23 protein-coding genes are annotated in these 23,764 nt (G+C 40.1%); 5 read left to right on the top strand and 18 right to left on the bottom strand.

Annotated features, from left to right (window positions below):
* The first annotated feature begins 33 nt into the window (after window positions 1-33).
* The 3 genes from Q1K78_RS04855 (at window position 34) to hslU (ending at window position 2,681) form a co-directional block, all read left to right on the top strand.
* A complete protein-coding gene (locus Q1K78_RS04855; RefSeq protein WP_300174998.1) occupies window positions 34-603 on the top strand; it encodes an SPOR domain-containing protein in 570 nt (189 codons plus the stop codon).
* A 196-nt stretch (window positions 604-799) separates the two neighbouring features.
* On the top strand, window positions 800-1,324 hold the full coding sequence (hslV, locus tag Q1K78_RS04850; RefSeq protein ID WP_060992620.1) for an ATP-dependent protease subunit HslV: 525 nt from the start codon (window positions 800-802) through the stop codon (window positions 1,322-1,324).
* A gap of 22 nt (window positions 1,325-1,346) precedes the next feature.
* Window positions 1,347-2,681, top strand: a complete 1,335-nt coding sequence (gene hslU, locus Q1K78_RS04845) for an HslU--HslV peptidase ATPase subunit (protein WP_300174994.1) — start codon at window positions 1,347-1,349, stop codon at window positions 2,679-2,681.
* 74 nt (window positions 2,682-2,755) lie between these two features.
* Here hslU and Q1K78_RS04840 read toward each other — a convergent pair whose 3' ends face one another.
* Window positions 2,756-3,157, bottom strand: a complete 402-nt coding sequence (locus Q1K78_RS04840; protein ID WP_300174993.1) for an OsmC family protein — start codon at window positions 3,155-3,157, stop codon at window positions 2,756-2,758.
* A 245-nt stretch (window positions 3,158-3,402) separates the two neighbouring features.
* Here Q1K78_RS04840 and crp point away from each other — a divergent pair, with 245 nt between their 5' ends.
* Window positions 3,403-4,035 carry a cAMP-activated global transcriptional regulator CRP gene (gene crp / locus Q1K78_RS04835; RefSeq protein WP_005421074.1) on the top strand — a complete coding sequence of 211 codons (633 nt, stop codon included), beginning with the start codon at window positions 3,403-3,405 and terminating at the stop codon, window positions 4,033-4,035.
* 70 nt (window positions 4,036-4,105) lie between these two features.
* Here crp and Q1K78_RS04830 read toward each other — a convergent pair whose 3' ends face one another.
* From Q1K78_RS04830 to pilM, 17 genes are all read right to left on the bottom strand, one after another.
* The gene (locus Q1K78_RS04830) at window positions 4,106-4,900 is read right to left on the bottom strand and encodes a DUF1338 domain-containing protein (protein ID WP_300174988.1); all 795 of its coding nucleotides are present in this window, start codon (window positions 4,898-4,900) and stop codon (window positions 4,106-4,108) included.
* A 15-nt stretch (window positions 4,901-4,915) separates the two neighbouring features.
* The gene (gene astD, locus Q1K78_RS04825; RefSeq protein WP_300174986.1) at window positions 4,916-6,373 is read right to left on the bottom strand and encodes a succinylglutamate-semialdehyde dehydrogenase; all 1,458 of its coding nucleotides are present in this window, start codon (window positions 6,371-6,373) and stop codon (window positions 4,916-4,918) included.
* 12 nt (window positions 6,374-6,385) lie between these two features.
* On the bottom strand, window positions 6,386-7,402 hold the full coding sequence (gene astA, locus Q1K78_RS04820) for an arginine N-succinyltransferase (RefSeq protein ID WP_300174984.1): 1,017 nt from the start codon (window positions 7,400-7,402) through the stop codon (window positions 6,386-6,388).
* 157 nt (window positions 7,403-7,559) lie between these two features.
* Complete coding sequence (locus Q1K78_RS04815; protein WP_300174982.1) at window positions 7,560-8,774, bottom strand: aspartate aminotransferase family protein; 1,215 nt, start codon at window positions 8,772-8,774, stop codon at window positions 7,560-7,562.
* 307 nt (window positions 8,775-9,081) lie between these two features.
* Window positions 9,082-9,660: an aminodeoxychorismate/anthranilate synthase component II gene (locus Q1K78_RS04810; protein ID WP_300174980.1), complete on the bottom strand. Its 579-nt coding sequence runs from the start codon at window positions 9,658-9,660 to the stop codon at window positions 9,082-9,084.
* A gap of 83 nt (window positions 9,661-9,743) precedes the next feature.
* A complete protein-coding gene (gene trpS / locus Q1K78_RS04805) occupies window positions 9,744-10,760 on the bottom strand; it encodes a tryptophan--tRNA ligase (protein WP_300174978.1) in 1,017 nt (338 codons plus the stop codon).
* Between the two features lie 120 nt (window positions 10,761-10,880).
* Window positions 10,881-11,564: a phosphoglycolate phosphatase gene (locus tag Q1K78_RS04800; protein ID WP_300174976.1), complete on the bottom strand. Its 684-nt coding sequence runs from the start codon at window positions 11,562-11,564 to the stop codon at window positions 10,881-10,883.
* 5 nt (window positions 11,565-11,569) lie between these two features.
* Window positions 11,570-12,247 carry a ribulose-phosphate 3-epimerase gene (gene rpe, locus Q1K78_RS04795; RefSeq protein ID WP_300174974.1) on the bottom strand — a complete coding sequence of 226 codons (678 nt, stop codon included), beginning with the start codon at window positions 12,245-12,247 and terminating at the stop codon, window positions 11,570-11,572.
* 151 nt (window positions 12,248-12,398) lie between these two features.
* Window positions 12,399-13,229: a Dam family site-specific DNA-(adenine-N6)-methyltransferase gene (locus Q1K78_RS04790; RefSeq protein ID WP_300174972.1), complete on the bottom strand. Its 831-nt coding sequence runs from the start codon at window positions 13,227-13,229 to the stop codon at window positions 12,399-12,401.
* Between the two features lie 82 nt (window positions 13,230-13,311).
* Window positions 13,312-14,820: an SPOR domain-containing protein gene (locus Q1K78_RS04785; RefSeq protein WP_300174970.1), complete on the bottom strand. Its 1,509-nt coding sequence runs from the start codon at window positions 14,818-14,820 to the stop codon at window positions 13,312-13,314.
* A gap of 7 nt (window positions 14,821-14,827) precedes the next feature.
* Complete coding sequence (gene aroB, locus Q1K78_RS04780) at window positions 14,828-15,916, bottom strand: 3-dehydroquinate synthase (RefSeq protein ID WP_300174968.1); 1,089 nt, start codon at window positions 15,914-15,916, stop codon at window positions 14,828-14,830.
* A gap of 39 nt (window positions 15,917-15,955) precedes the next feature.
* On the bottom strand, window positions 15,956-16,474 hold the full coding sequence (gene aroK / locus Q1K78_RS04775) for a shikimate kinase AroK (protein WP_045101110.1): 519 nt from the start codon (window positions 16,472-16,474) through the stop codon (window positions 15,956-15,958).
* A 221-nt stretch (window positions 16,475-16,695) separates the two neighbouring features.
* Window positions 16,696-18,414 (bottom strand): type IV pilus secretin PilQ, encoded by a 1,719-nt coding sequence (locus Q1K78_RS04770; RefSeq protein WP_300174963.1) that lies wholly within the window; start codon window positions 18,412-18,414, stop codon window positions 16,696-16,698.
* A gap of 21 nt (window positions 18,415-18,435) precedes the next feature.
* Complete coding sequence (locus Q1K78_RS04765; RefSeq protein ID WP_300174961.1) at window positions 18,436-18,954, bottom strand: pilus assembly protein PilP; 519 nt, start codon at window positions 18,952-18,954, stop codon at window positions 18,436-18,438.
* Entirely contained in the window at window positions 18,947-19,528 is a 582-nt protein-coding gene (gene pilO / locus Q1K78_RS04760; protein WP_300174959.1) for a type 4a pilus biogenesis protein PilO, read from the bottom strand. Before pilO ends, Q1K78_RS04765 begins: the two co-directional genes overlap by 8 nt.
* Window positions 19,525-19,992, bottom strand: coding sequence for a PilN domain-containing protein (locus Q1K78_RS04755; RefSeq protein ID WP_300174957.1), 468 nt, complete (start codon window positions 19,990-19,992; stop codon window positions 19,525-19,527). Before Q1K78_RS04755 ends, pilO begins: the two co-directional genes overlap by 4 nt.
* Window positions 19,993-20,075: 83 nt before the next feature.
* Window positions 20,076-21,074 (bottom strand): type IV pilus assembly protein PilM, encoded by a 999-nt coding sequence (gene pilM, locus Q1K78_RS04750; protein ID WP_300174955.1) that lies wholly within the window; start codon window positions 21,072-21,074, stop codon window positions 20,076-20,078.
* Window positions 21,075-21,212: 138 nt separating this feature from the next.
* On the opposite strand from pilM, the gene Q1K78_RS04745 reads away from it, so the two are divergent.
* The gene (locus tag Q1K78_RS04745) at window positions 21,213-23,717 is read left to right on the top strand and encodes a penicillin-binding protein 1A (protein ID WP_300174953.1); all 2,505 of its coding nucleotides are present in this window, start codon (window positions 21,213-21,215) and stop codon (window positions 23,715-23,717) included.
* Window positions 23,718-23,764 lie beyond the last annotated feature (47 nt).

Raw genomic sequence — 23,764 nt, 5'->3', positions numbered from 1 at the left:
CTCTCTGTAATTCTGTATAAAAGTAAAAATACTGTGGCTAATAAAGATTATGTAAAACGTGGGGCCTCCCCTAAAAAACCAACAAAAAAAACAGCCAAGAAAAAAGGGGCTAAACAACCAGTATCTAATGGCACAACACCATGGAAAGCTGTCGCTGTTGCAGGACTATTAGTTGCTGTATTTGGCTATGCTCTTTACTTTTTAAATGACTCATCAGAGTCAAAGAAAACAGTAACAGAAGTCGTTCCAGTTAAAGCGAAGAAAAAAAGCTCAACCGAAGAAATCCCTCCCATGCCTGAAGAGCAATGGAGTTACATGGATGAACTTCCAAACAAAGAGATCGAAATAGAACAAAAAGAGCTTAAAGTTTCCGAGGTCCCTTACATAATGCAATGTGGTGCCTATAAAAAAAGCTCACAAGCCGAAGAACGTAAAATGAACATCGCGTTCCAAGGATTAAACTCAACGGTTAGACATACAAAAGGCAGCAGTTGGTTTAAGGTTATTTTAGGCCCGTATAAATTTAAACGTGAAGCTGAAAAAGATCGCCATAAATTACAACGCGCTAAAATCGAACCTTGTGCAATCTGGAAAGATCAGTAAAAGAAACGGATCTTTAGAACATAAGTTAAAAATCGATAATAACATCACACATTTTTAAAAGGAGCGCATTACGCGCTCCTTTTTCTATCCTGTCATCTTGAAAACCTCTCCTCCTCCCCCCATTACCTATAATAATAATCATGAAGATAGCTGTAATCCTTTATTGAATTACATCATCGAATAAGAGGGTTTACTCGTGACTACAATTGTTTCTGTTCGCCGCGAAGGCAAAGTTGTGGTGGCTGGCGATGGCCAAGCATCTCAAGGTGATATGATCGCAAAAGGCAACGTAAAAAAAGTACGTCGCTTATACAATGATTCCGTGCTGGTAGGTTTCGCTGGTAGCACAGCCGATGCCTTTATTTTGTTCGACCTGTGTGAACGTAAATTAGAAATGCACCAAGGAAATCTGACCAAAGCTGCCGTTGAGCTAGCAAAAGAGTGGCGTAGTGACCGAGCTTTACGCCGTCTTGAAGCCATGTTGATCGTTGCCGATAAGACAACCTCTCTAATCATCAGTGGTACTGGTGATTTAATTAATGCTGATAACGACCTTCTAACCATTGGTTCTGGTGGCTATTTCGCTCGATCTGCAGCGACTGCATTATTAGAAAATACCGAATTAGACGCGCGAGAAATCGCAACTAAAGCATTAACTATTGCTGGTGATATTGACGTCTACACTAACCATAATCATACCGTTGAAGAATTGAACGTTTAACGACAAATAATAAGGAATACCCATGTCTGAGATGACTCCTCGTGAAATCGTACACGAACTAGATAACCATATTATTGGTCAAGATAAAGCAAAACGTTCCGTGGCTATTGCACTACGTAACCGCTGGCGTCGTATGCAACTTAATCCAGAGTTGCGTGCAGAAGTAACACCAAAGAATATTTTAATGATTGGCCCAACGGGTGTTGGTAAAACTGAAATTGCACGTCGTTTAGCAAAATTGGCGAATGCCCCTTTCATTAAAGTTGAAGCGACTAAGTTCACCGAAGTGGGCTATGTTGGCAAAGAAGTCGACAGTATTATTCGTGACTTAACTGATGTAGCAATGAAAATGACACATCAACAAGCGGTAGAAAAAGTAAAATTCCGCGCTGAAGAACAAGCTGAAGATCGTATTCTCGATATTTTACTTCCACCAGCACGTGATGCGTGGGGTAAAAACGAAGAGGGCGATAATGACTCTGGAACTCGACAATCTTTCCGTAAAAAATTACGTGAAGGCAAATTAGACGATAAAGAAATAGAAATTAATGTTGCCGCACCTCAAATTGGCGTAGAAATCATGGCGCCTCCAGGTATGGAAGAAATGACAAATCAACTTCAAGGCATGTTTCAGAACCTATCTGGTGGCGAGACAACTAAAAAGCGTAAGATGAAAATCAAAGACGCACTTAAAGCCCTAGCTGAAGAAGAAGGCGCTAAATTAGTTAACCCTGAAGAGCTAAAAGAACAAGCGATATTCAACGTAGAAAATAACGGTATCGTTTTTATTGATGAGATTGATAAAATCTGTAAAGGCTCAAACTCACAATCTGGTGATGTTTCTCGTGAAGGTGTGCAGCGTGACCTACTTCCATTAGTGGAAGGCAGCACTGTAAGCACAAAACACGGCATGGTAAAAACAGACCATATGCTATTTATCACTTCAGGTGCATTCCAAATGGCGAAGCCATCGGATCTTATCCCTGAGCTGCAAGGGCGTTTACCAATCCGTGTTGAACTTGAAGCATTAACTGCGAATGACTTTAAACGAATTCTCACGGAACCAAATGCATCGTTAACTGAGCAATACATCGCTTTATTGGCAACAGAAAATGTTAACCTTGAATTTACTGAAGATGGTATTTCAGGAATTGCAGAATCGGCATTCCAAGTAAATGAAAATACAGAAAACATTGGGGCTCGCCGTCTACATACGGTGATGGAGCGTTTAATGGAAGAAATCTCTTACGACGCCTCAGAAAAAGATGGCGAGAGTCTAACAGTCGATGCGGCTTACGTCACATCTCGTTTAGGTGATCTGGTTGCAGATGAAGATCTAAGTCGTTTTATTCTATAATTTACGATTAAATAATAGTTAAAAATAAGCCTCACTCATAACCATGTGTGAGGCTTTTTATTTGGAAGAATTACCTAAGCTATAATTTCCCAAGAATGCGTCATCTCAATGCCTTCACCTAGCATTAAACACACCGAACAATACTTCTGTAATGAATCCGCTGTAACTTGCTCAACCACCTTAGGATCAAGATTATGTCCACTCACTTCAAAATGAATATTCACATGAGTAAACAGTTTTGGCGCACTCTCTCTTCGCTCACTTGATAGCTTGGCGATACACCCTGTCACAACTTGATTTACTGATTTTAAACCATCAACCACATCAACAGAACTGCACCCACCCGCAGCCATTAATACTAATTCCATCGGGCTTGGGGCTTTTTCTCCACCATTACCATCCATAACAACAGAGTGACCAGATTGAGATTGACCTAAGAAAGTAAATCCATCAATCCATTTAACTTCAGCATTCATAAAAGCCTCTTTACTACATAAAAGGAAAACTCGTGATTCATTTCACGAAACTGTGCCCTTGGTCCCACTATTCATACGATCAAAGTCAAGAAATTGGTTGCGAAACAGGGTATGATTTTATCAATTATCTCAACGAACATGCAGCCTTGTTCCGATAACCATATTGTATAGGCCAAACTGATATTTGGCTCAGTTATTTTAAAATGGACATCGCCTACTTGGCAAACGCAGAGGAAGTATAAAATATGGTTCTAGGTAAACCTCAGACAGATCCAACATTAGAATGGTTCTTGTCTCACTGTCATATCCATAAGTACCCTTCAAAAAGCACACTAATCCACGCTGGCGAAAAAGCAGAAACGCTTTACTACATCGTTAAAGGTTCAGTGGCTGTACTTATTAAAGATGAAGAAGGTAAAGAAATGATCCTTTCTTACCTTAATCAAGGTGATTTCATCGGTGAGCTTGGCTTATTTGAAGAAGGTCAAGAGCGTTCTGCATGGGTTCGTGCGAAAAGCCCTTGTGAAGTAGCTGAAATCTCATTCAAGAAATTCCGTCAGCTTATTCAAGTAAACCCTGACATTCTGATGCGCCTTTCTGCTCAAATGGCAACTCGTCTACAAATCACTAGCCAAAAAGTCGGTGATTTAGCATTCCTAGACGTAACAGGCCGTATCGCTCAGACGCTACTGAATCTAGCTAAGCAACCAGATGCTATGACTCACCCAGATGGCATGCAAATTAAAATCACTCGTCAAGAGATTGGTCAAATTGTAGGTTGTTCACGTGAAACTGTTGGTCGTATCTTGAAGATGCTTGAAGAGCAAAACTTGATTTCAGCACACGGTAAAACAATCGTAGTTTACGGTACTCGTTAATTTAACGCTTACCATAAATACATAAAACGCAGCTGATTGGCTGCGTTTTTTATGCCTAAATATTTAAAATCTACCCATCTGTACTTTCAAAAATTTTATCAGCAGACGCAGCGACAAAACCGGTATAGATCTTTCCATTTGGTAATTCATAACGTTTAGCAAACTCATAGAAACCACCTGGAATGTCAAACTCTCCCTCAATAAAGCTTACTGTTACTTTATCTGCCATCGTTGATGATTGCTCTAAATAAACCTCAGGAGAGCCTTTCACTTCACCACCAACTTCATTCATCGCAAAACCAGAATCACGTAAGTATTGGTTTACATCAACCACTTCAGCAAACTCTTCAAGCTGATTTACATAGACAGTAAAGTGATTAGCTCCATAACCATGAGCCGCTAACCAAGAAGCATATTCACTCTCTTTTGCTAAGGTTTGATACTCTTCAAAGCGTAATGCCCAAGGCCTTCCAGAAGAAAGAAAATCACTGGTGGCAAAATAATGCGCTGGAACTTGTTCAACTAAAGAATGGATGATTTTCTGAGTTTCAACAGACAATTCTTCAACTAACAATTCACTAATAAAAACAAGTGGTGCATTAGGATCTGGATGCTCAAAGTGCTGTGCTTTCAACTTCTTCGCTTCAAAATAATAAGTATCACACGCTTTATAACCTATCGCTAAAAATGGTGCTGCTAACGCCTGCAAACCTACCTTGGGTAAATTAAAAGTACGTAACGCAATATGATCATTAATCAACTCATCGCCATTAGACAATAACTGATGTACCTTGCCTGCCGATGGCGATAGACGATCAACATAATCTTGCCACAATGCTGCAAATAAAGAATTTACCTTATTCATTCTTATCACCTTAACTTATAGAGTTAGACCCGGAGAAAGTTGAGCAGGAATTTCACAGGCATCCCCTTCCATTGACGCCATTGGGTATGCACAGTAATCCGCAGCGTAATACGCGCTTGGTTTCATATTGCCAGAGGCACCTGGCCCACCAAATGGCGCATCACCACTCGCACCAGTCAATTGACGATTGCGATTAACGATACCAGCACGAATGTGTTCTACAAAGTATTCCCACTCACTGTCATCCGTCGATACTAGACCCGCAGATAAACCATAGCGAGTGTCATTAGCAAGCTCTACCGCTTCTTCTAATGTCTCATAACGCACGACTTGTAGTAATGGTCCAAAGTATTCTTCATCAGGTAATTCAGCAACATTAGTAGCATCGATAATACCCGGAGAAACAAAGGCGTGACCTAGGCTTTTAGCTTCAAGCAAAGACTCCCCACCTAAATCTTGTAAATTCTTCTGAGCGTTGAGAATAAACTCTGCTGCTGCAACTGAGATTTGTGGTCCCATAAATGGCGTATTCTCGGCAAAAGGTTGATCAACCACGATGGTTTTTGCCACTTCAACAAGACGAACTAATAACTCATCTCCCGCCTTACCTGTAGGAACATACAAACGACGAGCACAAGTACAACGCTGACCCGCACTAATAAATGCCGATTGAATAATCGTATAAACGGCAGCTTCTTGCTCACCAAAGGACTTGGAAATAACCATTGGATTATTACCTCCCATTTCTAGAGCGAGCATTTTTCCTGTATCCCCTGAGAATTGGCTATGTAATATATGCCCAGTATTCGCACTACCGGTAAATAACAGTCCATCAATCCCCTTAGCTCCTGCTAGCGCCTCACCTGTTGCACGAGCACCTTGGACTAGATTAATGACTCCATTAGGCAACCCTGCTTGCTGCCATAGCTTCATGACCACTTCACTGGTCCATGGCGTTTGTTCTGATGGCTTTAATACCACGGTATTACCCGCAAGCAATGCAGGAACGATATGACCATTAGGCAGGTGCCCAGGGAAGTTGTACGGCCCAAAGACAGCCATAACACCTAATGGACGATGTCTTAGTACTATTTTATTTCCCGCAGATTCACGCTCTTTATAAGGCGTTCTTTCATGATAAGCACGAATCGAAATGGCAATTTTACCAACCATAGCGCCCGCTTCAGTTTTGGTTTCCCAAAATGGCTTACCGGTTTCTTTCGCGATAACTTCTGCTATCAAATCAGTATTCTCTTTCACTAATTCTGCAAAACGCTCAACGATTGCTTGGCGTGCTTCAAAAGGCTGTTTTTTCCACTCAATAAAGGCATGACGTGCCGCACTAACGGCTGACTCAACCTGTTCTTTGGTTGCGCTGCCCCCTTCCCACACTATTTCACTGTTGTACGGGCTTACTGATTGTATTGTTTCACCATTACCTGAAACCCAATCCCCTGCAATCCAATGTGTCATATCCGTTGTCCTCTATTGAGCTAATAAACGTACGTAATCATCCACATTAACTTGTAAAGCTGTTGCCGCTTCTTGGGTTAAATGAACGGTATCGGTCGCTTTATCGTAAGCGGCGATAGTTGCTGTTGCTCTGAAATTCTCAAACGATGTATTTGAGATTAAATACTGTTGCGAGCTGTTATGTTCCGTAATAATGACTTTGGCTTTAAATGAATTTCTAACGGATTCAATGCTGCGTAAATCACACTCAACGGTTGGACCTGCATCAAAAATATCGACGTAGCCGCGACAACGAAAGCCTTCATTTTCTAATAGCTTCAACGCAGGCTTAGTGTTGTCATGCACCTTACCAATGACTTCCTGTGCCTCTTTACTTAATAAGCTAACGTAAATCGGTAATTTAGGCATAAGATCGGCAATAAAACCTTTATAACCAATACCTGTTAAATAATCAGCTTCAGTGAAATCAATAGAAAAAAAATGCTTTTGTAGCCACTTCCAAAATGGCGACCCTCCTTCCTTGTCCGACACACCACGCATCTCTGCAAAAATGGTGTCAGAAAACCGATGAGGATGCTCTGCCATCATTAAGAATCGAGCTTTAGACATCAATCGTCCATTAAGGCCTTCACGAAATTCAGGACGCAAGAAAAGGGTGCAAATTTCAGTACTGCCGGTGTAATTACTGCCAAACGTGAGCACTTTAACAACATTATTCACGTTTAGTTTTCTTGAAAAATGAACGACTTTACTGATGTGATAATTATAGAAAGGAGAATCTAAACCAACGGCAGCTTCAATTCCTGTGGTACCAGTAACCTCACCAGAAACCGAATCTTCCCCAACCATTAAGTAACCTTCTGTTCCCGGGGCTTGCACTTCTTTTTGGAAGCTACCAATAGAATGTTCTATTCGATTTCGTAACTGTTCTTCATTCACAGGTAACGAGGTAAATCCATGTCCCGATTCAACGGCACACTGATGAAGCGCAGGATAATCTTCCTGAGTGATAGGGCGAATAACAAGCATCAATATTCCCTCCGATGCGATGTTTCATAGGTTGTGCTAAGTCCAATAGATATAACTTCAAGGCTATCCATTGGAGTGAACACTTAGAATGTAAAATTGGTTTATATAGCGAACAAAAATAGGGCAACTCTGAAGCTGCCCAAATCCCTAGGAAATTCTAGCTATTGAGTGAAGCAAGCGCCTTATCTAAACGCTCAAAACCTAACTCTACATCTTCTTTTGTAATAACAAGAGATGGGGTAAAACGAACCACATTAACACCAGCAACAAGAACCATTAATCCTTGCTCACCAGCAGCAACCAGAACATCACGCGCTCGCCCTTGCCATGCATCATTTAAGACAGCACCAAGCAATAAGCCTTTACCTCGGATCTCAGAAAACATGTCATATTTAGCATTCAACACATTAAGATGCTCACGGAACCATTGCTCACGCTCTTTTACGCCCGCAAGAGTTTCAGGTTTTGATACTTCTTCAATGACAGCTTCAGCCACTGCACAAGCTAATGGATTACCACCATAGGTTGAACCATGTGTTCCCACCTTTAAATGCTGAGCGAGCTCTGTCGTTGTTAGCATGGCACCAATTGGGAAACCACCACCTAATGATTTTGCTGTACTTAAAATATCAGGCGTTACCCCTAAACCTTGATACGCATAAAAATCACCAGTACGACCATTACCCGTTTGAACTTCATCAAAAATAAGTAGGGCATGATATTTGTCACAGAGTGCTCTCACACCTTCAACAAATTCAGCGGTTGGTGAAATAAGACCACCCTCGCCTTGCAGTGGTTCCATCATGATCGCACAGGTTTTTTCTGACATGTGCGCTTCAAGTTCTGCAAGATTATTGTATTCAAGATGAGAAATATCACCGGGCTTAGGACCAAAACCATCTGAATAAGCGGCTTGACCTCCAACCGTTACGGTAAAGAACGTTCGACCATGAAAGCCTTGTTTGAAAGCGATAATTTCACTTTTTTCTACACCGTGAACATCTACAGCCCAACGACGAGCTAGCTTCAATGCCGCTTCATTCGCTTCCGCACCAGAGTTAGCAAAAAAGACTTTCTCAGCAAATGAGACTTCCGTTAACTTTTTTGCTAAACGAATCGCTGGCTCATTGGTCATCACATTACTTAAATGCCACAGCTTCTGAGATTGCTCTTGCAATGCCGTCACCATGACTGGATGACAATGGCCAAGACAGCTCACTGCAATACCACCTGCAAAATCAACGTATTCTTTACCCGCTTGATCCCACACTCGAGCACCAGCCCCTTTCACTGGAATCACTTCCATCGGGTTATAGCAAGGTACCATTACATCATTAAAATCTTTACGTTCGACTTGTGAATTGGTCGTCATCACACTTTCCTTCTGCGTATGCCGTTTTTCAGCATAGTATTTACAAATCATTAACCTTTTCAATAGCACAAAATTCTTTTTTTGAACTAAAAAAGTGCCATCACCCATTAAAAAATGACTGATAAGTCAGTTTATTAGAATAGTTATAATCCAAGCTATAGCAGGTAATGAGATAAGTAAACGAATTTATAAGAATAGACGATATGGCCTTTTTGCATAAATCATCAGATAAAAAGGAAAGATAAGGAAGTAAAGAAAAAGTAAGAAGGGTGAACTGGATCGCTCTAGAGTATTCTGGATATATTAATTATTTATTAAAAAAATTAGACAAGATATCGTGACCTTGCTCAGTCATTATCGATTCAGGGTGGAATTGGACCGCTTCAATGGGCAACGTTTTATGACAAAAACCCATAATTTCATCCATTTCTCCTGCTTCATTTTCAGTCCATGCAGTTACTTCAAAGCAACTAGGTAGAGTTTCAGCTTTGACAATAAGAGAGTGATAGCGAGTGACGGTAAGAGGATTATTCAATCCTTTAAATACGCTCTGGTTGGTGTGAATTATTGGAGAGGTTTTTCCATGCATCACTTTTTTGGCTCGTACCACATCACCACCAAATACTTGAGCGATGGATTGATGACCTAAACAAACGCCAAGGATCGGAAGTTTGCCTGAAAAATATTCAATTGCTTGCAAAGAAACTCCAGCCTCATTAGGAGTACAAGGGCCGGGAGAGATCACTAAGTGAGATGGGTTGAGAGCTTCAATGCCTAGAATGTCGATTTGATCATTACGAACTACTTTTACCTCGGCACCCAACTCGCAGAAATACTGATATAGGTTGTAAGTAAAAGAATCATAATTGTCGATAATTAACAGCATATAAAACTACTTTTAAAAAAGATAAATGAAAAAAATTGCCCGTAGGTAACCCTACGAGCAATCTATTTAATAAAGAAACATCACTACGGGCGAGTAACGAAGCCAACCGCTTCAAACGCTTTTTTCAGCGTTACAGCAGCGCGCTCTGATGCTTTCTCAGCACCGTCTTTCATTACTGAATCCATGTAAGCACGATCGTCACGAATACGCTTGTATTCAGATTGGATAGGCTCAAGCATGGTAACAATAGCTTCACCAACGTCTTTCTTGAATGGACCGTACATTTCAACACCCTGGTATTGTGCTTCGATCTCTTCAAACGTTTTACCTGATGCAGCAGAGTACAGACCCATTAGGTTTGAAATACCCGCTTTATTTTCCCAATCATGAGCAATGCGTGGTGGCATTTCGGCGTCTGTTTGCGCTTTGTTTATCTTCTTAAGAATCGACTTAGGATCTTCTAACAGCGTGATAACGTTCTTACGGTTATCGTCTGATTTAGACATCTTCTTCGTCGCGTCTTGCAAGCTCATTACGCGTGCATTCACTTGAGGAATATACGGTTCCGGTACGGTAAATAATGGCGCTTCAGGGCTGTAGATATTGTTAAAACGATTGGCAATATCACGCGCTAATTCTAAATGCTGCTTTTGGTCGCTACCAACAGGTACTTGGTGTGCGCCATAAAGTAGGATATCCGCCGCCATTAATACTGGGTAATCAAATAAACCAACATTGATGTCATTTGCATAACGCTTTGATTTATCTTTGAATTGAGTCATACGATTCAATTCACCCATTTGGGTGTAACAGTTAAGAAGCCAACCAAGTTGAGCATGCTCTGGTACATGCGACTGAACAAATAGCGTGCTCTTCTTTGGATCAACACCAACCGCTAGACAAATTGCCAGTGCATCCAGTGTCGCTTCATGAAGTGCTTTAGGATCTTGGCGAACCGTAATTGCATGAAGGTCTACTACGCAGTACTGACAATCGTAATCGTCTTGCATCTGTTGCCATTGACGTAGAGCACCCAAGTAGTTACCGATACTTAGTTCACCTGACGGTTGAACACCACTTAATACGATGGGCTTGCTCATGGTTATAATTCCTTGTTTAACTGTAAAAATTAAATGATCCACAATGGGATCATTTAATGGTTATTCTGTTTGGTTTGATAAGGTTAATATTTCATAATTAACTGTACTTACCAATGAATACTATCTTGCCACACTCATCACGGCTAATAAATGATTAAATTCATCACTAACCACATCAGGTTGACTATCTGCGATAGGCTCGCCATGGTTATAACCATAAGTTAAACCAAAGCTACGACACCCTGCTGCTTTCGCTGCTTGAATATCATTTCTTGAGTCACCCACCATCAGCATCTCAGAAGGTGTTAATTGATATTTATCAAGCAACCAATTCAGCGCAAATGGGTTTGGTTTTTTCTCAACAAACGTATCACCACCAATCACATCAACAAATAGATGAGCAAGTTGGTGCTGCTCCAATAATTCAGGTACAAATTGAGCGGGTTTATTGGTAACAAGAGCTAATGTATACCCTTGTTGATGAAGCGCTTCTAGTGTCTCTTTGACCTTTAGATATAAGTGACTTAACTTATGTCCACCATCATGGTAATGATGATCTAAACGAGCACGAGCTTGCTTAATCAATTCAGGATCTAGCCCTTCTTGTACTGTCACACTTTGGCTTAGTGCGCGAGAAACTAAGACGTCAGCGCCGTTTCCAATCCAATGAGACGCTTGTTCTAGTGTTACTCTTGGATAACCAACGTCTTGCATAGCAAGATCAACCGCACGAGCTAAGTCTGGAACGCTATCAAGTAACGTTCCATCCAAATCAAAAGCGATCAGTTTGATATTTTCAAACATGAATTCTAGTTACCTTTCACTTTTGCTAATTCTGCACGCATTTCATCAATCACTTCTTTATAGTTTGGTTGATTGAAAATAGCAGAGCCTGCAACAAACATATCCGCACCCGCTTCAGCGATTTCACGAATGTTATCTACCTTCACGCCGCCATCGATTTCAAGACGAATATTACGACCTGATTCATCAATTAATTTACGTACTGCACGCAACTTATCTAACGTATGTGGAATAAATGATTGACCACCAAAACCTGGATTTACCGACATAAGTAGAATCATGTCTACTTTATCCAGAATATAATCAAGACAAGATAATGGCGTCGCTGGATTAAGAACCACACCCGCCTGACAGCCATGCTCTTTAATTAACTGAAGAGTACGATCAACATGCTCAGATGCTTCCACATGGAAAGTAATCATGGTTGCGCCAGCTTTAGCAAATTCAGGAACCATACTATCAACCGGTTTCACCATTAAGTGAACATCAATAGGGGCTGTAATACCGTAGTCGCGTAGCGCTTTACAGATTGGAGCACCAAACGTTAAATTTGGTACGTAATGGTTGTCCATTACATCGAAGTGAACGACATCAGCACCTGACGCTAAGACTTTTTCAACGTCTTCACCAAGACGTGCAAAATCAGCAGAGAGAATAGATGGTGCAATCAAAAAATCTTTCATGTTGAGCCTCAGGGTTAATTATTATCTATAATACGGCTATGACGATATAGCGCAATCGATTAAATCGACGGCGCAATTCTACCTGATAATTTTAAAACTGTCTTAAGCTCTGTTAACCTTTCTAGCGGATTTTTGAAGGGTGACGTTCAATTTACTCAGTACATTTTGGCGCATAAAATAAAGCCATAAGTTCATCCACTTTATTTCTGCTGCCAGCATTTCGACTAATGGTACGTTTTACCTTAATCGTATTCAGCGTTGCACCAAGATACAAACGACGAGTTAATATTGTGTCATGATTTGAAATTAATACTGGAATATCACGCTCAAATGCGGCTTTCTCAGCAACATCAGCAAGAGCTGCTTGATCATCTAAAGAGAAACCATTACCCGCATACGAGGTAAAGTTCGCGGTAGACGATAATGGCGCATAAGGGGGATCACAATAAATCACACAACCTTTACGGGCACGTTTGAAACTATCTAGATATCCCTCACACACAAACGTTGCTTTCTTGGCTTTTTCAGCAAAAAAATACATCTCTTTTTCAGGGAAGTAGGGCTTTTTATATGAACCAAAAGGGACATTAAAACCGCCTTTTTTGTTGTAACGGCATAAGCCATTAAAACCATGACGATTCATATATAAGAAAAGCAGTGAGCGCCGGTAAGTATCTGTGCATTGATTAAATTCAATACGCAGATCTAAATACACTTCTTTTTGATTATATTCTGGTTGAAACAACACACGAACATCTTCAACAAAACGCTCTGGGTCATCTTTAAGGTGGTTATAAAGATTAATCAGATCAGGGTTGATGTCGGCAAGAAGGTAATGATCATAGTTGGTATTTAAAAATACTGAGCCCGCCCCAACAAAAGGTTCGATCAGTTTTCTAGCATCGGGAAGATGGCGTTGAATTTCTTCTACTAGACTATATTTACCGCCAGCCCACTTGAGAAATGCACGATGCTTTTTCATACTTCTTTTACGCCTTTTACCTTAATCCAGAAAGCGGGGGATTGTACCCTATTTTTTTACTAGGGTCTGTTTATCTTATCTCTTATTTTACAGAATCAATCTCACGATGCACTTGTACTAAAGATTTAACCCAAGGCCCTAAACTCTGCACTGAATTCGGAAGTCTCTGCACCGCACCACGCGCCGATGAAATAGAATCATAATCACCAAGCGTCACAATATACCAAATCGATCCATTTCGAAGTGCTTGGTAGATACGAGCCGACGGTTCTATCTTATGCTCATCTAAAAAATCTTGAACTGCTTCTTTATTAGTTAGTGCCGCCAATTGTAAAATATAGCGTTTTTCAGATAGTGTTTTTAACTCTTTATCCGCTAGCGTAAATGTAACTTTTGATTCTGTAGCTTGCTGCTGTATTGGCTTTACATCAGGCTTTGGTGCTGGCTTTACATCAGGCTTTGGTGCTGGTTTTACATCAGGTTTCGGGGCTTCTTTTACAATCACGTCATTAGGCTCTTGTGTTGAATCATCAATCAATGAATCCACCAAGGCAGATGGCACAATAACGCGTTTACCTACTTCAACCGTTGAATCAGCAATAATTGGAGTATCAATAACTTCTAGTGGCAGAGTATGACCATCATCTTCAGGCTGATTTATATTTTGCAATGCATCCGTTTTAATCGGTAGTAGCTCCGCTTCAACTTTATCAATAATAACGTTATCAACAAGAGCTTTATCATCAAGAATAACCACTAATGATTCATTGCTTTCGATAAGTTCATCAACACCAGGAAGTTCTAACAATTGATTGTTCAGCCACCAATGTGCACCCGCAGCACCCAATAATAAAACCGATGCTAACCCTAAAATACCCACAGGAGAATGAGTCACCGAGCGAATGATCACTCGACGTTCTTTTTTCTTTTCACCTAATGCGATTAATTCAGCAGGCAGACGATTCGTTTTATCTACTAGATTACGAATTCGGATTTTATCTTCTCTGCTTGGAATAAAACGAACCACTAACATTTCAGTAAATGTCACCGCCTCTTCACCAGTTAACGGTTCAATATCAATATCAACCGCTTTATTTTCTTGCCCATAAGACATTCGAGATAAAGCTTGAGTTAATTTATCTACTTGTGAAAAGAGTAAAACATTTATTTGCCAGTTTAGTGTTGATTGCGCTTTTTGGACTAATAACCACAGTTCACTCAATAGTTCAGGTGAGAGTAAATGTGCATCATCAATAACCAAAATCAGATTGCACTTTTCTCCAGCCAACATTCGTCCAATACTGTCTATAACCGTATCAAATTCATTAAATAGAGGATCTCGGACAACCTGCTTTAAGATAATACTGCGCTGCTGCTGTATTGACTGATTTGAGTGGCACATGAGCAGGGCTTGATCCGCATCATCACACCACTTTTCAAGATAGCGTTGAGCCAGCCATGATTTCCCAGAGCCTTCCACTCCTTCTATATGCACTAAATTAGAACCAAAACGAGAGACAAATTGAATGCGTGATAACACATCGACTTGGCTTTCTAATTCCAATACAGTTAAATCATGACCAATATTCATATTTATTTTACGCCTTACATTGCTCAATTACTTTAGTAAGCACATTTTCAGAAACACCAGTGACCACTTCAGAACTACCAATTGATGTCGGCAGTACCAAGCGTAACATACCTGACAACACTTTCTTGTCACGCATCATGTGCTTCATAAATGCATCTATTGTCATTTCTTTCGGTGCTTTTAATGGCAATTTCGCTTTTTCTAATAATGCACAAATACGATCGACATCATTTTGCGAAATAAGCCCTTCTTTTTCTGCTGTCACTGCGGCCATTACGATACCGACAGAAACCGCTTCACCATGAAGCCAATTACCGTAACCCATTTCTGCTTCAATCGCATGACCAAATGTATGACCTAGGTTCAAGAGTGCGCGCATTCCTGATTCTTTTTCATCTTTAGCAACAACATCAGCCTTAATTTGACAGCAACGTGAAATGGCATACACCAATGCATCATGATCGAGTGCATATAGCTTATCCATGTTTTCATCTAGCCAATCAAAAAAGTCACGGTCAATAATAATTCCGTACTTAATCACCTCTGCCATACCCGCGGCGAATTCACGCTCAGATAAGGTTTTCAGGCAATTAATATCAATAATAACAGCTTTAGGTTGATAAAACGCACCTACCATATTTTTACCAAGCGGATGATTTATTGCGGTTTTACCCCCAACAGATGAATCAACTTGAGAAAGTAAAGTCGTAGGTATTTGAATAAAATCAACACCACGCTGGTAACAAGCAGAAGCAAAGCCAACCACATCACCAACGACCCCACCACCTAAAGCAACAATCGTAACATCACGACTATGATTTTCTTCAAGCAAGAAGGTAATAATTTTATTAAAAGTATCTAAATTTTTATATTGCTCGCCATCGTCTAATTCAAGCAGTGATACTTGGCATTCAAACGTATGTAAAGTGTCGATAATTTGTTGAGCATACAACGGCGCAACCGTTACATTACTGATAACGACAACTCGTTTTTTAGCAGGTATTACAGATGAAAAATGCGCCGGGTTGCAAAGCAACTCGGCGCCGATAGAGATGGGATAGCTACGCTCTGCTAAATCTACATGAATCGTTTCCATGATTCGTTCCCACTTTCTGTCTTATTTAAATGTCTTGAATTAACGCTCTTCAAGCATTTGGATGATTTGATTTGCCACTACTTTTGCACTTTGATCATCGGTACGAACAACATAATCAGACACTTCTTCATAAAGTGCATTACGCTCTTTCGCTAGTGCTTCTAGCACTTCTCGAGGCTCATCAGTTTGAAGCAACGGACGTTTTTTATCGCGTTGTGTGCGAGCTAATTGCTTCTCAATTGTAGTTTCAAGATATACAACAACACCACGAGCAGATAAACGATTGCGACTCTCTTTACTAATTACAGAGCCACCACCCGTCGCAAGTACAATGCCTTGCTCTTGAGTTAAATCGTTAATTACACCTTCTTCACGTACACGGAATCCTTCTTCACCTTCAACGTCGAATACCCAGGCAATATCTGCGCCTGTACGTTCTTCAATTACCGTATCAGAATCAAGAAACTCCATATGAAGTTGCTGTGCTAAGTGTCTACCAATTGTACTTTTGCCGGCGCCCATTGGGCCAACAAGGAAAATATTTCGTTTTTCAGCCATTTTTTAGAAATTATGCAAAGTTCATTAACGACATTGCCAACAGTTGTCTCTATAGACGCTTGTCTGTGGCACCATATTCCTCACAGATATTTCGTGATCAGACCGAAAATTATCTCAGCTTATAGCTAGTGATTGCAATAGCTAGATGAAAAGTTCAGCATAATAATTTATTTTATGCTCTATTTTCATAACAATCTGATGCTTTAAGTTACGCTATGTTATTACTGTATAACAACTTTTGGTGTAACAAAGATCAATAATTCTTTTTTACCTATATTTTCTGAGCTACGACGAAACAGAGCCCCAAGCAGAGGTAAATCACCAAGTAATGGGACTTTCTCCACAGTATTTGATAATGACCGCTGATAAATTCCTCCCAAAACAACGGTTTCTCCATTATTGACCAGTACTTGTGTGCCAATTCGCTGAGTATCAATTGCAACGGCTTCACCTGTTCCTGTTTTCACTATTTGACCCGGTCTATCTTGTGTAACAGTTAAATCAAGAACTAAGCGATTATCCGGCGTTATTTGTGGTGTCACCATCAAACTTAATACTGCTTTTTTAAAAGATACCGACGTAGCCCCACTGGATGACGCTTCCAAATAAGGAATTTCAGTCCCTTGTTCAATGTAAGCAGGTTTCTTATTAGTCGTAATTAATCTCGGACTTGAAATGATTTCTGCTTTAGATTCAGCCTGCAATGCAGACAACTCAAGGTCCAATAAAAAATTAGACCCAAGCTTTGCTACCTGAAAGGCGATACTAGAAGCTGCTGGGTTAACCAAGCCCAAATTGACATTTAAAAAGTCATCAACAGGAAGACTACCATTACCGCCATCATAAAGCCCTACACTGGCTAGATTACTTTCAATTGTTCCTCCGACAGTCGTGCTACCATTGGTATTACTTATTCCCCAGCGAACACCAAGCTCCGCCAAATTACCCTCGTTAATCGTTACTATTCTTGCTTCAATTTGAACTTGCTTAATTGGCACATCGAGTGTTTCAATTATCTCTTTAATAACCGCAATATTTTCAGGCACATCTCGTAGCAATAAAGAATTTGTTCTCTCGTCAACCGTAATACTTCCACGATTAGAAAGCATCGTTATTTCGCCTTCACCAACCAAAAGCTCCGCAATATCTGACGCTTTAGCGTAACTAATAGAGAGTATTTCAGAGGTAAGTGCTGCTAACTCAGAGGCCATTTGAGCTTGTTCTAATACCTTTTTTTCTTGCGCATCAAACTCTGATGTTGGGGCAATTAATACCACGTTTCCTTGAACTCGTTTATCTAAGTTTTTTGCCTGTAAAATAATATCCAGTACTTGTCGCCACGGCACACCATCTAAGCGTAACGTTACATTGCCTTTTACTGAGTCAGCAACCACTAAGTTAAAATCGTTATAATCAGCGATCAATTGCAATACATGTCTCACGGGGATGTCTTGGAAGTTAATTGAGATAGGTTTACTCTCTTCTTGTCCGCTACTCTGTATTTTGTTCGCCTGCTTCGATTGCTTCGATATCACCACTTGTAATAAATTATCTTTTAAAAAATAGTCGTATTGATAACCACCTTTAATATCCACAACCAATAATGTGCTATTCGGCTCCCTAAACGTCTCAATATGAGAAACTGACGTTGCAAAGTCTTCGACATCTAAGATGATTAACTTATCATCACTGACTTGCGTATCATGCAGTTCAATCATCAATTGAGTATTCTCTGTTCTTAAATCAACGGCAGAGGCAGTAGAGGCGAGTTCAACGATAATTACCCCTTCTTTGTTCTTATTTAGCTGAAAATCCACATTAATTAATCTATTCATCACTCCATCTTCCGCAGAGCTCGGCACACTGACAACACTGAATATAAGAAGCAACCACCATTGAATAGCGAATGAGGTAATCGTTATTTTGCATCCTAGCAACATGAGTTATCCCTACTCTTTTCGTTAATTTTTCAATACCAATTTGATGTGTCTTTTTTGCCAACACCCCACGCCATCAGGCAATGTTTCCTTTAAGAGCACATACTGTGAGTTAATCTGAAGCACCCGCCCATGATGACTCCCCATGAATTGTCCCTTGTTTACCTTTACAACATTTCCCTTTGGGATCTGCACTAACGCGGTAATATCCGAACCAGAACCAATAACGCCTTTAAAGCTCAGTTTATTTAACGAATACTGCTCTAAAAATTCCTTTTTTTTTCGCTCTTTAGGCTGCCAACATGTCTTTTTATTTATAAGCGGCATCGATAATTCAGCTGGCTTTGGTAAGACAAATGGAGAGCGACCAGCAACTTGAGAGTAGCCATCGACATCAAAAGTACTGACTGTTGTTAGTTGCTCAACGTCAATATGACCTTGTTTTTTAGCCTCAGCATAAAACAGTTCCAGTGATTCTTTATTTGCTTTACATCCAGTAAGAAAAAACCAGACAATCACCGCAAAAAATAAACGCTTATTCATGCTGTCCCATAAATTGATAGGTATACGCCATAACTCGAAAATGCAATAGATTGCTCTCTTTATTGACACGCTGAATATCCATATTTTCTAAATTCACGATTCGAGGAAGATCGGCAATGGCCTCGGAAAATGCACCAATATCATGATACTGCCCTGTTAGTTCGATATTTAAAGGCAGTTTATAGAGGAAGGTCTTCTGTTGCCTCTCCCCCCAATCAATACGAGTGAACGTTAACTTATTTTGAATTCCAACCCGATTAATACCAGAGAGCATACTTGCAAGTTCTTTTTGTGCAGGTAATTGCTGTGCTAAAAACTCATAACGAAAATTCAGCTCATTAAGCTGTTCTTCCATTATTGGCAGCGCAGCAACTTGGTTATACCTGTATTTCACCGTATTTTTAAACACCATTTCGTCTTGTTTTAATTGTTCTGTTTTTTCAACCATTGGCCGTAACCAAAACCAATAACCAACACCTTGTACACACAAGCATAAAAACAAAATCACCAGTAATTGAAAACCTCGTGACCACTCCGTAATCTCATCCAGTTCAAGCTCTCTCCAATCCGTCATTCTCTCTCTCCTTGGTATGAAGAAAGCAGCATAAATGACACCTCAAAGCGACTCATACCATGATCAAAAACATCAACTTCAGACACAATTGAATGTATGTCAACAGACGAAATATAAGAAGAGCGCTCTAATTTATCGAGCATACTCGCTAAACGAACATTACTATCGCTAACCCCTGTAATCTCTACGAGCCTCTTATTCATCCGTACTTTATTTAAATAAATCCCCCCAGAGATCATCTCTGGTAATAAATTAAGTAACTGCGTTGTTGTGTTTCTATTACGCTGTAATTCTTCGACTTCATTTAAACGAGTTAATATTGTGTCATGCTGATTACCAATCTCGTGAAGTTCTTTTAATTCACTATTTAACCCCTCGATATGATTTTCTAAGGAATGATTACGAGTCTCTTGTAATTCTTTTTGTTGGCTTAAATAAAATAAAATACTCCCTTGAATACTCACGGATAAAAGCAAGCCAACGCATAATAAAATGAAAAAAGATCGCTTATACCTCAATCTTTCTTTTTCTCTCCAAGGCAATAAATTTATTTGGTAAGCCACTCAACCCCTCTTAATGCAAGCCCTATCGCTGATGCATATTGACTTGCTGGTGCATTAACTCGCATTACTTGCTGATCAGTACAATGAAACAGCGAAGAAAGAGCTAACTCTAAAATAGGCAGTGACAATTCATAGCTCAATACATCAGATAAGCCAGGAAGTGCTGCCCCACCTCCCGTAATCCAAAGCCCTTCAATCTTGTGATTATGAATAGAAGAATATAAGGTAATTTGACGACTAATATGCTCAGAAAGCAGAGCAGTAAACTGGGAGCTATCTTGAGCCTCAACCGCTGTTAAATATTCTATGGGACGATTGCCCATCAGCTGAGAAGCACCAAAAATAATAGATTTAGTATACAGCTGTTGATTCGGAGAAATAACACAGAAAATTGTGTGTAAGTGACCAATATCAATAAGCATCCAGTTCTTTTTATCTGGATATACCGTTACGCTTCGCTGCCATAACGTTAATAGTGCATGGGAATGTGCATCAGCCAAAATGGGAATAAACCCTACCGACGCTACACATTTCTGACGAGCCTGTATTAACTCTTTTTTTACTGCAAAAACTTGGAAATTTGTTATTTTTTCACTATCGACACCTCGCTGATCTATCGCAATATAATCAATATTAAGATCGTCAGCTAAAAACGAGGTTTGCTGCTCAAAAGCATGTATTATCGCAAACTCTGTTTCTTCTTCATCAAGCTGACCATCCAGCCTAATTATCTTACTAATAATACTGCTGTCTGGAATTGAAAAAGCGACTTGTCTCAGGTTTCGTTTTATTCGTGTTTTCAAACGGGATAGGTAAGGTATTATCTCTTCCATATGTAATGTATTCATATCTAAAAACACAGATTCAGGCAATAAAACCTCATCACTGCTTATTAGTTCAAATTGACCTTTTTTTAACCTCACAGATACCGCTTTAATGCTATGATGCCCTATATCCAAACCGGTAATGATGGGATAAATCATCCTGATTTAACTCCAAGTAATAAATAAACTTCTCAAAATTAAGCGTTTATTTGCGTTATTTTTTATTGTGTTATATTTATACTACTCAGTTATCGGTTAGAAACGACAATACAGATTAAAGTAAATGGGAATTATCAGGTGAAGTTCATAAAGGCACTGCTTATAGCTACATTGGTTTGCATTATTCTTGGAGTCACAACAATTTTTGGTTTTTACCAATATGTGAAACCAGAATTACCAGATGTGGCTACATTAAAAGATGTTCAACTACAAACACCAATGCAGGTATACAGCCGCGATGGGAAATTAATCGCACAATTTGGCGAAAAGCGTCGTATCCCTCTTAAATTAGAAGAGATGCCACCTCACTTGCTTGAAGCTATCATCGCGACCGAAGACAGTCGTTTTTATAGTCACTATGGCTTTGACCCAATCGGTATCACTCGCGCAGCCTTTGCTGTATTAGCATCAGGCTCAGCAAAACAAGGGGCGAGTACCATTACTCAGCAGCTTGCGCGTAACTTCTTCTTATCCAATGAGAAGAAAATCATGCGTAAGATTAAAGAGATCTTCATTGCAGTCCATATTGAGCAACTACTAACCAAGCAAGAGATCCTTGAGCTTTACTTAAATAAAATCTATTTAGGTTACCGCTCTTATGGCGTAGGTGCTGCTGCCCATGTTTATTTTGGTAAAGAAGTAAGCCAACTGACTCTTGGTGAAGTCGCCATTATTGCTGGTTTACCAAAAGCACCATCAACCATGAACCCTATTTATTCTGTTGATCGTGCCACTACTCGTCGAAACGTGGTATTGGCTCGTATGCTTGATGAAGGTTACATCACTAAACAAGAGTTTGATGATGCAAGAGCGGAAGAAGTGATTTCTAAGTACCACGGTGCAGAGATCGAACTACAAGCCCCTTACATTGCCGAAATTGCTCGCGCATGGATGGTAAATAAATACGGTGAAGAAGCCGCTTATACCTCAGGTATGAATATCTACACTACCGTAGATTCAAAAATGCAAGCCGCGGCAAATAAAGCAACATTAGACAATCTTCTTGCTTATGATGAACGCCATGGCTTCCGTGGTGCAGTAAAAACAGTATGGGTACCTAAAGCAACACCGCTTGACGAAAACGCGATTACTAAACACCTAAGAAACGAACCTTCTTATGGTGAATTAATGCCTGCTGTTGTCACTGAAGTTTCAGGGAAAACAGTTACCGTTGATATCAAAAATAATGGTATGGCTACTATTCCTTGGGATGGTTTGAAATGGGCTCGTCGCTTTAAAACAGATAAGCGTCAAGGTCCTGCTCCCCGTCGAGCATCTGATATTCTTGCTGTTGGTCAACAAATTTATGTTCGTCCATTAAGCGAAGAAACGAAAGATGATGTAACAACGACAGTTTGGAAGTTAAGCCAAGTGCCAGCAGCAAATACCGCATTTGTTGCTATGAACCCAACTGATGGGGCTATCACCTCTCTAGTGGGTGGTTTCAACTTTGTTCACAACAAATTTAACCGTGCTACTCAGTCTGTGCGTCAAGTTGGTTCTAGTATTAAGCCATTTATCTACTCTGCTGCTCTTTACCACGGTAAAACACTAGCAAGCTTAGTAAATGATGCTCCGATCAATACTTGGGATCAGAGTCAAGGTACAGCATGGCGACCTAAAAATTCGCCACCAACTTATGTTGGTCCTGCTCGTCTACGTATTGGTTTAGCTCAATCTAAAAACGTAATGGCCGTTCGTGTATTACGTGAAGTAGGTCTAGATGAAACGATTGATTACCTAACTCGTTTTGGTTTTAATAAAGATGACTTACCTCGTTCCGAAACCATTGCACTAGGTGCTGGCAGCTTAACGCCAGTTCAAATGGCGCAAGGCTTTGCGGTATTTGCCAATAATGGTTACTACGTAGAACCTTACTATATTGACCATATTAATAGCCCATTTGGTGATGAAGTTTACAAAGCAACACCAAAAACTATTTGTCAACGTGACTGTGAACGTCAGAACGATGAAGGATCTCCTTATGCGAAGAAAGTCATTTCAGCACAAAATGCGTTCTTAACTAAACAGATGATGTACAGCAATATCTGGGGTGGCGGTAGCTGGCGTAAAGGCACTGGTTGGAATGGTACTGGTTGGCGTGCACAAGTACTGAAACGTCGTGATATCGGCGGAAAAACAGGGACAACAAATGACTCTGTAGATGCATGGTACAACGGTTATGGTCCAAATGTTGTTGCTGCTGCGTGGGTTGGTTTTGATAACCCATCACACCGTTTAGGCTACACGACTAAAAATGACAACATGACCAAAGAAGAGATGCCATTTGGTGGCGAAGCGGGAGGGAAAACCGCAATCTATGCTTGGATTAACTTTATGAAGGTAACTCTTGAAGGGGTACCAGAAAAAGATCAACGTTTACCAGCCAATATCATCAAAGTGAAGATAGATCGTGAAACCGGTTTATTAACCAATAAAAATGATGAGACAAGTATGTGGGAATATTTTGCTGGTGGTACTGAACCAACAGAATACGTCAAGCAAGATTTCCAAGATACGATCTATTCATCAGGCGATGTTGATGGAGATGGAGATGGAGAGGAAGACGAAAGTTTATTCTAATCAATAATACTTAAAAGGGGTGCTATAAATATAGCGCCCCTTTTTTA

This window comes from uncultured Aliivibrio sp. (assembly GCF_946479765.1).
Classification (GTDB): domain Bacteria; phylum Pseudomonadota; class Gammaproteobacteria; order Enterobacterales; family Vibrionaceae; genus Aliivibrio.
Note: the sequence above shows the minus strand (reverse complement) of the source record. Positions and strands in the feature narration are given on the sequence as shown.